Consider the following 12452-nt stretch of genomic DNA (forward strand, 5'->3'; position numbering starts at 1 on the left):
GGGTAACGACTGATGAAATCAAAACGCTTTGAAGAATTAGCAAAACGCCCGGTCAATCAAGATGGTTTTGTAAAAGAATGGATTGAAGAAGGCTTAATCGCAATGGAAAGTCCAAATGACCCAAAACCAAGCATTAAAATAGAAAATGGAAAAGTAGTCGAAATGGACAGCAAAAAATTAGCTGATTTTGACTTAATTGACCATTTTATCGCTAAATATGGCGTCGATTTATCTCGTGCAGAAGAAGTTATGAAAATGGATTCTGTTAAGCTTGCAAACATGCTTTGCGACCCAAATGTACCACGGGAAAAAATCGTTTTACTTACAACAGCAATGACACCGGCAAAAATAGTTGAAGTAGTTTCACAAATGAACGTTGTCGAAATGATGATGTCCATGCAAAAAATGCGCTCACGTAGAACACCGACAACGCAAGCTCACGTAACTAACTTACGTGATAACCCTGTTCAAATTGCAGCAGATGCAGCAGAGGCAGCAATTCGTGGTTTTGACGAGCAAGAAACAACCGTTGCTGTAGTTCGTTATGCACCTTTCAACGCACTTAGCTTATTGGTAGGTTCGCAAACAGGCCGTGGTGGCGTATTAACCCAATGTTCTCTTGAAGAAGCAACAGAATTAGAGCTTGGTATGCGCGGTTTAACTTGTTACGCTGAAACGATTTCTGTTTATGGTACAGAACCTGTATTTACAGACGGAGATGATACGCCTTGGTCCAAAGGTATTTTGGCAAGTGCTTATGCGTCTCGCGGTCTAAAAATGCGTTTCACATCTGGAACTGGTTCTGAGGTTCAAATGGGTTATGCAGAAGGAAAATCGATGCTTTATCTAGAATCTCGCTGTATCTTCATTACGAAAGCGGCTGGTGTTCAAGGTTTACAAAATGGTTCGATTAGTTGTATCGGAATTCCGGGAGCCGTACCAAGTGGTATTAGAGCAGTTCTTGCAGAGAATTTAATTGCCGTTATGTTAGATCTAGAAGTAGCTTCTGGTAACGACCAAACTTTCTCTCACTCGGATATTCGCCGTACAGCTCGTTTGCTGATGCAATTTTTACCAGGAACTGATTACATTTCATCTGGATATAGTGCGACTCCAAACTATGACAATATGTTTGCGGGTTCCAATTTTGATGCAGATGATTTTGATGATTACAATATTTTACAACGTGATTTAAAAGTAGATGGTGGTTTAACGCCAGTGACGGAGGAAGAAGTTGTAGCGGTTAGAAATAAAGCTGCACGAGTAATCCAAGTTGTCTTTGATAAATTAGGTCTTCCTGCTGTAACGGATGAGGAAGTAGAAGCAGCAACCTATGCACGTGGAAGTAACGATATGCCAGAACGTAACATGGTAGAAGATATTAAAGCAGCAGCAGAAATGATGGACCGCGGCGTAACTGGTCTGGATGTTGTAAAAGCATTAGCTGCTGGTGGATTTGACGATGTTGCCGAAAGCGTACTAAACATGCTGAAACAACGCGTATCTGGAGACTTCCTTCATACATCTGCCATCATTGATAAAGACTGGAATGTCATTAGTTCCGTCAACGATTTAAATGATTACGCAGGCCCAGGAACTGGTTATCGCTTAGAAGGCGAACGCTGGGAAAAATTAAAAGATATTGCTGTTGCAGTTGATGCAAACGAATTAGATTAAGCTACTTCCCATTTTTTATAAAGGAGGATTAAGAGACATGGTTGAAATTAACGAAAAAGTGCTTCGCGGAATTATCTCAGAAGTACTAGATGAATTACAGCTTAAAGAAGATAAAGTTTCTTTCCAAAAAGAACAGCCAAGTGTTGCAGTTTCAGATGAAAGCTTTTTAACAGAAGTTGGGGATGCGAAACCAGGAAGACAAAAAGATGAAGTTGTTATTGCGGTCGCACCAGCTTTTGGTAAATATCAAACGAAAAACATTGTTGGCGTTCCACATAAACAGATTTTACGAGAAGTGATTGCAGGCATTGAAGAAGAAGGGTTAAAAGCACGCGTTGTTCGTGTATTCCGTTCTTCTGATGTAGCTTTCGTCGCAGTAGAAGGCGACAAATTAAGTGGTTCAGGCATTTGTATCGGCATTCAGTCGCGCGGTACAGCATTAATCCATCAAAAAGATTTACAACCACTTTCGAACCTAGAGTTATTCCCACAAGCACCACTAATCACACTAGAAACTTACCGGGCAATTGGTAAAAACGCTGCGAAATATGCAAAAGGTGAATCACCAAATCCAGTCCCAATGGTAAATGATCAAATGGCTCGTCCAAAATTCCAAGCAAAAGCAGCTTTACTTCATATCAAAGAAACGAAACATGTTGTTCAAGGTAAAAACGCAGTCGAACTACAAGTAAATTAATAGTGAGGTGAGAATGATGAATCAAGAAGCACTAGAAAATATGGTTAGAAATATTTTACAAGAAGTAAATAGTGGTGCAGTAACAACAACCACTTCTCAAAAAGCAAGCGGAGATTCACTGACTGTACGCGACTACCCACTCGGTACGAAACGTCCAGAACTTGTAAAAACAGCTTCATCTAAATCTTTGGATGATATTACGCTAAAAAGTGTTCTAGATGGCACAATTAAACCTGAAGATGTTCGTGTAACAGCAGAGACGCTTAAAATGCAAGCGCAAGTAGCAAGAGATGCAGGACGTGCTACACTCGCGAACAACTTTGAACGTGCAGCAGAATTAACCGTTGTTCCAGATGAGCGTATTTTAGAAATTTACAATGCGATGCGTCCTTACCGTTCTTCAAGAGAAGAATTGCTTGCGATTGCGGATGAATTAGAAAATGTGTATCAAGCAACAATTTGTTCTAATTATGTTCGTGAAGCAGCACAGCTTTATCAAGAGCGTAAGAAATTAAAAGGCGATAATTAAAATTCACCTTTGCTCATGATTATGTAGGAAATGCGGTGAAATGAATGAAGTATATTGCAGGTATTGATATCGGAAACTCGACAACTGAAGTGGCGCTTGCCATCCTCGACTCGGTAAATAATGCGGAGTTTGTTGCTAGCGCTATTACAGACACAACTGGTATCAAAGGAACAAAACAAAATCTTCATGGGATTTTTAAAGCGTTAAAACTAGCTTTAGAAAAAGTAAATGCAACAACTGCGGATTTAGCTGAAATTCGTATTAATGAAGCGACTCCCGTGATTGGTGATGTAGCAATGGAAACAATTACTGAAACAATTATCACAGAGTCTACCATGATTGGGCATAATCCTAAAACACCAGGTGGGCTTGGAATGGGTTCAGGAATTACAGTACATTTGGATGAAGTGGCTTCTAAATCAAAAGATACTGATTATATCGTGATTATCCCAAAAACGGTTGACTTTGAAGATGCCGCACAGCAGATTAATGATTATACCGAACTTGGCTATCAAATAACTGCTGCGATCCTTCAAGCAGACGACGGGGTGCTCGTTCATAATCGATTAAACCATAAAATTCCGATTGTAGATGAAGTTGGTTTTATTGATAAAGTTCCAGTTGATATGTTAGCGGCTGTTGAAGTCGCAGCTCCTGGTAAAGTCATTGAAACGATTTCTAATCCGTATGGTATTGCGACAGTCTTCCGTTTGAGTTCTGATGAAACGAAGAACATCATTCCCGTAGCTCGAGCATTAATTGGTAATCGTTCAGCAGTTGTGATTAAAACACCAGAAGGCGACGTAAAAGCTAGAACAATACCAGCCGGACATATTGAACTTCAATCAGGAACTAGAACGCAGCGTGTAAATGTGGCGGAAGGTTCCGAGAAAATCATGCAAGCGATTATGTCACTGCCAAAACTTGATAATGCAAGCGGCGAACCGGGAACAAATATCGGCGGCATGCTAGAAAAAGTACGACAAACCATGGCTGGACTTACTGATAAATTACCGGCAGATATTTTTATTCAAGATTTGCTGGCTGTAGATACGTTTGTTCCAGTAGATGTTCAAGGTGGTCTGGCGGGTGAATTTTCCATGGAGCAAGCTGTTGGAATTGCCTCAATGGTAAAAAGTGATCATTTACAAATGGCTGCGATTGCCTCAGAAATCGAACAAGAGCTAAATGTAACGGTCAAAATTGGTGGGGCAGAAGCTGAGGCAGCGATTCTCGGGGCACTTACTACCCCAGGAACCAATACACCACTTGCTATTTTAGACTTAGGAGCAGGTTCAACAGATGCTTCAATCATAAATGGAAAAGGCGAAATCATTGCTACTCATTTAGCTGGAGCAGGTGATATGGTAACGATGATTATCCAGTCAGAAATTGGCCTTGAAGATCGGTATTTAGCAGAAGATATAAAAAAATATCCACTTGCTAAAGTCGAAAGCATTTTTCATATTCGCCATGAAGATGGTACGGTTCAATTTTTCGATACGCCGCTTTCCCCAAGTGTTTTTGCGAAAGTAGTGATTGTAAAACCAGATGGATTTGTACCAATTCCAGGTGACGTTTCGATTGAAAAAATTAAATTAATTCGTCGTTCGGCTAAAGAGCGCGTTTTTGTAACGAATACGATCCGTGCATTAAAATATGTCAGCCCAACTGGGAACATTCGTGATATTCCATTTGTCGTTATTGTCGGAGGATCAGCCCTTGATTTTGAGATTCCGCAATTAATCACAGATGCACTTTCTCATTATTCCTTAGTTGCGGGACGGGGAAATATTCGCGGACAAGAAGGGCCAAGAAATGCGGTTGCAACAGGATTAATTCTGTCGGGTGGTGCTAATGTATGATTCCGGTTGTAAATAAACCAGCAATTTATTTTCATGCAGACCAAAGCGCGAATCCAGACTGTATTAAACAAGTATTATTTGGAATAGAAGAAGAAGGCATTCCATGTGAATTAGAAATTATGCCTTTAAAAGACGAAGTGCAAGCCGCATTTCGAGCTTCAGCGAGTTCGCCACTTTTGGTTGGAATTACGCTCAAAAATGATCATTTAGTGATTCATTATCGTAATCTGCCGCCAGATCAGCCGCTATTTTCAGAATATCGTTTTTGCGCAGCGACCTTGGAAAAACAACGAAATATGGGAATGAATGCGGCGCGACTCGTCAAGGGTGTACCTTTTAAATAAGGAGGTGAAGGAATGCATCAAGCAATTGGAATTATTGAAATTAAAGGACTTGCTTCAGCGATTACTGTAGCAGATACAATGGCTAAAGTAGCAAATATCCAAATCGTGGACACAGAAAAAGCAAAAGGTTTTGGCTGGATTACTGTGAAAGTGGAAGGAGACGTTGCTGCCGTCAATGCCGCTCTTGAAGCAGGAGAACAAACGGCAATAGCCTCAGACAGCTTTGTTGCGAAAAAAGTCATTCCTCGACCAGGGGAAGAGATTTTTACAGTATTTTTGCCAAAAGAAGAAATCGTGCCAGAAGAACCTGAATTAATTGTTGAAACAGAAGACGTCGCGGAACCTGAAACACCGGTAGAAGCGACCTGTAATCTATGTCATGATCCACTTTGTCCACGGATAAAAGGTGATCCAAGACAAGATTGTATTCATTTTGAAGAAGAAAAGTAAACCTAATTTTGAGGAGGAAATAATAATGAATAACGCACTAGGAATGATTGAAACTAAAGGACTTGTTGGCGCAATTGAAGCAGCTGACGCAATGGTAAAAGCAGCAAATGTATCGCTTGTAGGTTATGAAAAAATCGGTTCAGGACTTGTAACTGTTATGGTTCGCGGTGATGTTGGCGCAGTAAAAGCAGCAACAGATGCAGGCGCAGCAGCAGCTCGTAATGTTGGAGAAGTACAATCTATCCACGTTATCCCACGTCCACACAATGATGTAGAAACGTTGCTACCAAAAGGTTTATAAGCCGTGGAAAGAGAAGAATTAAAGGCAATAATTAAGAAAATCGTAACAGATAAATATGGTGGTGCGGAGACAGAGATTCCAATCGGAGTCTCTAACCGCCACATTCATTTAACAGAAAAAGACTATAACCAACTTTTTCCAAATGAACCTATTCAAGTGAAAAAATGGTTAAAGCAACCTGGCGAATTTGCTGCTGAACAAACTCTCACCGTAGTTTCAGAAAGAGGCGAGTTAAAGCGGGTTCGGATTTTAGGTCCGCTTCGAAAATTTTCGCAAGTAGAGCTTTCTAAAACAGATGCACGGATGTTAGGGATGAAGATTCCAATTCGTGTATCTGGTGATATTGAAGGAACACCAGGGATCAAACTCGTTTCTAAACATAACGAAATCTTCTTACCAAAAGGAGCAATTGTTGCGAAACGCCATATCCATTTACCCGAAAGTGTAGCAAATGAATACGGTGTGAAACAAGGTGATGAAGTTTCTGTCCTAGTAGGTTCGGAAATACGTAGTCTCGTGTTAAACCATTGTACGATTCGAGTGAATAATCAATTTATCCCAGAAATGCATATTGATACAGATGAAGCAAACGCGGTAGATATTGCTGGCGATAGCTTTGCAAAAATAATCAAGTCGTGACCTGATAAGGAGGTGTGGAAATGGATATTTTACAAACAGCTAACGAACGGATGGAACAGCTTGCAGCACTAATGAATAAAGATACCAAACAAAAGGTTTCAGCGGATCAAAAAGTAAAAGTTGGCGTCGATTTAGGGACTTCCTCGATTGTTTTCGTTGTGTTGGATGAAAATAATGTTCCGCTTTTTGGAGCGTTTGAATTTGCTGACGCTGTTCGCGATGGGCTTGTTGTTAATTACCGCGAGTCCGTAGAAGTTGTCAAACGACTTAAAGATAGAGCAGAAAAAAGCCTTGGAATAAGTTTAACGCATGCTTCTGGAGCTATTCCACCTGGTACAATCGGGAACAACAAAAAAGTGGTTGCTAACGTGATAGAAAGCGCCGGAATGGAAGCACTTTATACAATTGACGAACCAACAGCCGCTGCAGCAGTACTAGATTTAAAAGATGGTGCAGTTGTAGATGTTGGTGGTGGCACAACAGGAATTAGTGTTTTTAAAGACGGTGACGTAATTTATACCGCAGATGAACCAACTGGAGGAACGCATATGACACTTGTTCTAGCAGGATATTACGGTGTCTCTGTAGAAGAAGCTGAAGAAAATAAGCGCGCGCAAAAAGAGTCTAGCGAGCATTTTTCTGTCATGCGTCCAGTAGTTGAAAAAATGGCAGAAATCACCCGTGTTCATCTCGAAAAATCTCCCTCAGAACCGCTTTATATAGTTGGTGGTGCTTCTGCTTATAGCCAGTTCAAAGATACGTTTGAAAGCTATTTGAAGATGCCTGTTTTTCAACCTAATTATCCGCAGTATGTCACGCCTCTTGGTATTGCCATGAGTTCAGGGAGCGGAAATTTATGATAGAAAAATTAGTTGAAATCATTGTTAAACGCTTGAAACTTCGTGCCGCAAATAAAACAGTCATCGCTGTTAGCAAAATGCCTCGCGATCCAGTTGCGATTTTTATGGAAAATGGGACAGTTCGGTTAACCCAAGTAAACAAACATTTTCTTGAGCGGATACTGGGTGGAAACCGAGCAGAATCACTTACTATTTGGCTTGAAACTGCAGCAGAATACGGGGTAACAATTGAACTTGAACTGTATGATAACGGCGAACCTTGGCTGGATTATAAAATGCTCAGTCAGCTAGTCTATCCAGTTTTTACAAGCGCTGGTGAGAGGCTTTTTCATCCAAGTTCTGAAGTGATTTGTTACAGTGATAGCGCATTAATCCCAAGCGGAAGTACTCTTTGCAAATTTAAAAAGCAGCTTATTACACCGCTTGCAAATGAATATTTAACTAAAAATAATATTGCAGTGCGGGAAAGGCAGTGACGTTATGTTTATGGCGAAAATTACTGGAAGCGTAGTCTCGACAAAAAAAGAAGATTCGCTTACAGGCAAGAAATTAATGATTGTACAACCAATTGATGCGAACGGAGAACATGTGCGCTCAGAAGAAGTGGCATGTGACTCTGTTGGCGCTGGAATCGGGGAGTATGTGCTTGTTGCTCGTGGAAATGCGGCTAGGAGCGTATTTGCAGAACCAAATAGTGCGATTGATTCGGCAATTATAGCAATTGTCGATAGTTTTGATAAGTAAGGAGTGAATAACTCGTGAGTATTTATACAAAAACCGGCGATAAAGGAACGACTGCACTATTTGATGGAAATCGTGTGAAAAAATATGATGACCGTGTCGAAACATATGGTTCGTTTGATGAGCTAAATGCCGAAATTAGTGTAGCAGAAAAGTTCGTTACCTCGCATGAAAACAAGACTTTGCTTAGAAACGTTGAGCGCCAATTGTTTTACGTTTGTGCAGAGCTTGCAACAGAAGATGAATCTGCTCTTCTTAGTAAAATTGTCATTACAGAAGATGACATTAACGAACTTGAAAAAGTTATTGATGCTTATACTCTGAAGTTGCCAAAAGTTGATAGTTTTGTGCTTCCTGGTTCAAGTAAAGCCGGCGCGTTTCTTCATAGTGCGCGGACGATAGCCAGACGAGCGGAACGATTATTAGTTCGTTTTTCAGAACAAACAGCAGTTAGAAATGAGCTGTTGAAATTCGTCAATCGTTTATCTGATTTCTTGTATATTCTTGCTCGAGAAGAAGACTTTAGACAGATGCTAGATAAAGCGACTAAGCTAATTGTTGCCAAGTACTTAGAGCAAACAGAACAAAAGCCTAGTACGACGAGCGATTTATCTTTTTCATTTTGTGAAAAACTAATGCATCAGGTGCAGGTTGTCTCAGAAGAAGTCGGCGTTCCAGTCACACTTGCAATAGTTGATGCGCACGGAAATGCAAGATTTAATTACCGAATGGAACACGCTCTCTTAGTAAGTGCAGAACTAGCAACGAAAAAAGCATATTCCGCCGTAGCGATGAAAACAAGTACAGAAAAATTAACAGAAGCAGTTCAGCCAGGAGCCCCACTTTATCAATTAGAAACACTGACAAATGGTGACATTGTTACCTTTGGCGGAGGCGTTCCAATTTACGGAAAAGATGGAGCGATTATTGGTGGAATGGGAATTAGTGGCGGATCAGTGGAAGAAGATATCCACATTGCAAAAAAAGCATTATCAATGATAGAGAAGGGGTAATTCTGTATGGAATCATTAGAACTCGAACAACTGGTAAAAAAAGTTCTCTTAGAAAAATTAGCAGAACAAAAAGAAGTACCAACAAAAACAACTACACAAGGCGCGAAAAGTGGCGTTTTTGATACAGTTGACGAGGCTGTTCAAGCAGCAGTTATAGCGCAGAATTGCTATAAAGAAAAATCACTTGAAGAACGCCGCAATGTTGTAAAAGCAATTCGTGAAGCACTTTATCCAGAAATTGAAACAATTGCGACAAGAGCAGTTGCAGAGACTGGTATGGGAAATGTGACAGATAAAATTTTGAAAAACACGTTAGCAATCGAAAAAACGCCAGGGGTAGAAGATTTATATACAGAAGTAGCTACAGGTGATAACGGTATGACACTATATGAACTCTCTCCGTATGGCGTAATTGGTGCAGTAGCGCCGAGCACAAACCCAACGGAAACATTGATTTGTAATTCAATCGGTATGCTCGCAGCTGGAAATGCCGTTTTTTATAGCCCTCATCCAGGGGCAAAAAACATTTCACTGTGGTTGATTGAAAAACTAAACACAATTGTTCGCGATAGTTGTGGTATAGATAATCTAATTGTCACCGTGGCTAAACCATCCATCCAAGCAGCTCAAGAAATGATGAACCATCCAAAAGTACCGCTACTTGTTATTACAGGTGGTCCGGGCGTTGTTCTCCAAGCGATGCAATCAGGTAAAAAAGTGATTGGAGCAGGAGCAGGGAACCCGCCTTCTATTGTTGACGAAACAGCTAATATCGAAAAAGCGGCTGCTGACATCGTAGACGGAGCATCTTTTGACCATAATATTTTATGTATTGCTGAAAAAAGTGTGGTAGCTGTTGATAGCATTGCTGATTTCTTGTTATTCCAAATGGAAAAAAATGGTGCCCTTCATGTTACTAATCCAAGTGATATTCAAAAATTAGAAAAAGTAGCCGTTACCGATAAAGGTGTAACTAATAAAAAATTAGTCGGAAAAAGTGCAACTGAAATCTTAAAAGAAGCAGGAATAGCTTGTGATTTTACACCACGTTTAATCATTGTGGAAACGGAGAAATCTCATCCATTTGCAACAGTAGAGCTATTAATGCCAATCGTTCCAGTTGTAAGGGTGCCTGATTTTGACGAAGCCCTTGAAGTGGCTATTGAACTCGAACAAGGCTTACATCATACAGCAACAATGCATTCACAAAATATCTCGAGATTAAACAAAGCTGCAAGAGATATGCAAACTTCCATCTTTGTCAAAAATGGTCCGTCCTTTGCGGGATTAGGCTTTAGAGGAGAAGGTAGTACTACTTTCACTATTGCAACGCCTACTGGAGAAGGAACAACTACAGCACGTCATTTTGCTAGACGCCGCCGCTGTGTTTTAACAGATGGTTTTTCGATTCGTTAAGAGGAGGCAAAGTTAATGAATAGCTTTCAAATCAAGACAAAAGTAGCTTTTGGTACGAATAGTTTACAAGTTTTAAAAGAAATTAAAAATAAAAATGTTTGGATTATTTGTGATCGTTTTTTGGCGGATGGAGAGGGACTTCAAGGTTTAGTTGGGCAGTTAGATGCATCTAATAATGTGCATATTTTCACCGATGTAGTTCCAGATCCACCCATTTCAAAAGTAGCTAGTGGTGTTAGTGAAGCAGGAAAAATTCAGCCTCAAGTCATGATCGCTTTTGGCGGTGGCTCAGCAATTGATACGGCAAAAGGAATTTACTACTTCGCAAAACGCTTAGAAAAAATTAATATTAGTACTTTTATAGCGATTCCAACTACAAGTGGCACTGGATCTGAAGTGACAGCTGCTACCGTTATTACTGATCCAACGACAAAAATTAAGTATCCACTTTTCTTAGATGAACTTATTCCGGATATGGCTATTCTTGACGCGCAACTCGTTGTCACAGTGCCGCCAGCGATTACAGCGAATACTGGAATGGATGTATTAACACACGCGATTGAAGCTTATGTTTCTAAAGCTGCGAGTGATTATACGGACGCATTAGGTGAAAAAAGTGTGCAATTAACGCTACGCTTTTTAACGAGCTGTTATGACGATGGTCGTAATTTAGCTAACCGTGAAAAAATGCATAATGCGTCGACCATGGCAGGTATGGCTTTTAACTGTGCCAACCTTGGTTTAAATCATAGTATTGCGCATCAACTAGGTGCACAGTTCCACGTGCCGCACGGTCTAGCTAATGCGATATTACTTGATGCGGTCATTCGTTTTAACGCCTTCAAAAATCGTGATACTGAACAAAAATATGCTGAACTGGCGCGGATTTGCGGAATGGCTTCTAGATCTGATTCCAATGAAACCGCTGTCCGTCTGCTTCGTGAAAGAATTGTCCAAATGATGGAACACATGCAAATGCCACGAACATTGACAGATGCTGGCGTAGCAAAAGAAAAAGTCTATGCAAAAATGGACGAAATTGCAACAAATGCACTGAAAGACGCTTGCTTGCCAACAAGTCCGACGACACCGACACATCAAGAACTAAAAGAAATTTTAGAACAAATTATTTAGATTTTACGTTAAAAAGGAGGATAAACTATGTCAGCATATTTGGCGGAATTTATTGGAACGATGGTACTTATTATGTTTGGTAATGGGCTTTTAGCAGGTTTAACATTAAATAAATCATTATCACAAGGAGCAAACTGGGTAGTTGTTACATTTGGTTGGGGTTTTGCTGTAATGATTGGTATTTATGTCGCTGGAGCATATAGCGGAGCGCACTTAAATCCAGCAGTAACTATTGCGCTTGCAGTTGGAGGTTCATTCTCTTGGGCAGCTGTAGTTCCGTACATTATCGCCCAAATCGCCGGAGCATTTGTCGGAGCATCGATTATTATTTTACATTATTATCCGCATTTTAAAGCCACACCACAAGAAATTGATACACACGGTATTTTTTCTACTGGACCAGCGATTCGAAATACACCGTTCAACTTAATCAGTGAGATTATTGCAACGTTTGCCTTCATTTTTGGATTACTTATGATCGGCGAGAATAGTTTTACAAATGGTTTAAATCCGTTAATTCTCGGTTTCTTAGTAGTTGCAATCGGAATGAGCTTTGGACCAACGACAGGTTATGCGATTAACCCAGCTCGTGATTTAGGACCAAGACTTGCTTACTTTTTACTACCAGTACCAAATAAAAGTGGATCAGACTGGCGTTACGCTTGGATTCCAATTGTCGGACCAATCATTGGCGGTCTCTTAGCCATTGGACTATTTAACATTTTATTATAAAAAATAGGATGGAGTAAACAAGAAGTAAGTTGTTTACTCCTTTAAAAATGAGAA

15 protein-coding genes are annotated in these 12452 nt (G+C 40.3%); all 15 read left to right on the forward strand.

What is annotated here, in order from left to right; all coding sequences use genetic code 11:
• Positions 1–12: 12 nt before the first annotated feature.
• The 15 genes from PQQ29_RS05940 to PQQ29_RS06010 are packed head-to-tail and all read left to right on the forward strand — an operon-like array spanning position 13 to position 12398.
• Positions 13–1677, forward strand: coding sequence for a propanediol/glycerol family dehydratase large subunit (locus tag PQQ29_RS05940; RefSeq protein WP_010990780.1), 1665 nt, complete (start codon positions 13–15; stop codon positions 1675–1677).
• Positions 1678–1714: 37 nt separating this feature from the next.
• Positions 1715–2374 (forward strand): propanediol/glycerol family dehydratase medium subunit, encoded by a 660-nt coding sequence (locus PQQ29_RS05945; protein WP_003721553.1) that lies wholly within the window; start codon positions 1715–1717, stop codon positions 2372–2374.
• Between the two features lie 16 nt (positions 2375–2390).
• A complete protein-coding gene (locus tag PQQ29_RS05950) occupies positions 2391–2903 on the forward strand; it encodes a diol dehydratase small subunit (RefSeq protein WP_010990781.1) in 513 nt (170 codons plus the stop codon).
• Positions 2904–2947: 44 nt separating this feature from the next.
• On the forward strand, positions 2948–4768 hold the full coding sequence (locus tag PQQ29_RS05955; protein ID WP_003771426.1) for a diol dehydratase reactivase subunit alpha: 1821 nt from the start codon (positions 2948–2950) through the stop codon (positions 4766–4768).
• Positions 4765–5112, forward strand: a complete 348-nt coding sequence (locus PQQ29_RS05960; RefSeq protein WP_003761750.1) for a glycerol dehydratase reactivase beta/small subunit family protein — start codon at positions 4765–4767, stop codon at positions 5110–5112. The genes PQQ29_RS05955 and PQQ29_RS05960 overlap by 4 nt, the downstream gene beginning before the upstream one ends.
• A gap of 12 nt (positions 5113–5124) precedes the next feature.
• Entirely contained in the window at positions 5125–5562 is a 438-nt protein-coding gene (locus tag PQQ29_RS05965; RefSeq protein WP_010990782.1) for a BMC domain-containing protein, read from the forward strand.
• A 25-nt stretch (positions 5563–5587) separates the two neighbouring features.
• Positions 5588–5863 carry a propanediol utilization microcompartment protein PduA gene (gene pduA, locus PQQ29_RS05970; RefSeq protein ID WP_003719364.1) on the forward strand — a complete coding sequence of 92 codons (276 nt, stop codon included), beginning with the start codon at positions 5588–5590 and terminating at the stop codon, positions 5861–5863.
• A gap of 3 nt (positions 5864–5866) precedes the next feature.
• Positions 5867–6502, forward strand: coding sequence for a phosphate propanoyltransferase (locus PQQ29_RS05975; RefSeq protein ID WP_187984095.1), 636 nt, complete (start codon positions 5867–5869; stop codon positions 6500–6502).
• 20 nt (positions 6503–6522) lie between these two features.
• The gene (eutJ, locus tag PQQ29_RS05980; protein WP_187984096.1) at positions 6523–7362 is read left to right on the forward strand and encodes an ethanolamine utilization protein EutJ; all 840 of its coding nucleotides are present in this window, start codon (positions 6523–6525) and stop codon (positions 7360–7362) included.
• Positions 7359–7838, forward strand: coding sequence for a PduM family microcompartment protein (pduM, locus tag PQQ29_RS05985; protein ID WP_003771439.1), 480 nt, complete (start codon positions 7359–7361; stop codon positions 7836–7838). Before eutJ ends, pduM begins: the two co-directional genes overlap by 4 nt.
• Positions 7839–7842: 4 nt before the next feature.
• Entirely contained in the window at positions 7843–8106 is a 264-nt protein-coding gene (locus tag PQQ29_RS05990; protein WP_010990786.1) for a EutN/CcmL family microcompartment protein, read from the forward strand.
• Between the two features lie 14 nt (positions 8107–8120).
• Complete coding sequence (locus PQQ29_RS05995; protein WP_187984097.1) at positions 8121–9116, forward strand: cob(I)yrinic acid a,c-diamide adenosyltransferase; 996 nt, start codon at positions 8121–8123, stop codon at positions 9114–9116.
• 6 nt (positions 9117–9122) lie between these two features.
• Positions 9123–10532 carry an aldehyde dehydrogenase family protein gene (locus tag PQQ29_RS06000; protein ID WP_010990788.1) on the forward strand — a complete coding sequence of 470 codons (1410 nt, stop codon included), beginning with the start codon at positions 9123–9125 and terminating at the stop codon, positions 10530–10532.
• A gap of 15 nt (positions 10533–10547) precedes the next feature.
• Positions 10548–11666, forward strand: a complete 1119-nt coding sequence (locus PQQ29_RS06005; RefSeq protein WP_003771446.1) for a 1-propanol dehydrogenase PduQ — start codon at positions 10548–10550, stop codon at positions 11664–11666.
• Between the two features lie 27 nt (positions 11667–11693).
• Positions 11694–12398 carry an MIP/aquaporin family protein gene (locus PQQ29_RS06010; RefSeq protein ID WP_010990789.1) on the forward strand — a complete coding sequence of 235 codons (705 nt, stop codon included), beginning with the start codon at positions 11694–11696 and terminating at the stop codon, positions 12396–12398.
• The last annotated feature ends 54 nt before the right edge of the window (positions 12399–12452 follow it).

Origin of the sequence: Listeria innocua (genome assembly GCF_028596125.1) — a bacterium.
Taxonomy (GTDB): Bacteria; Bacillota; Bacilli; order Lactobacillales; family Listeriaceae; genus Listeria; species Listeria innocua.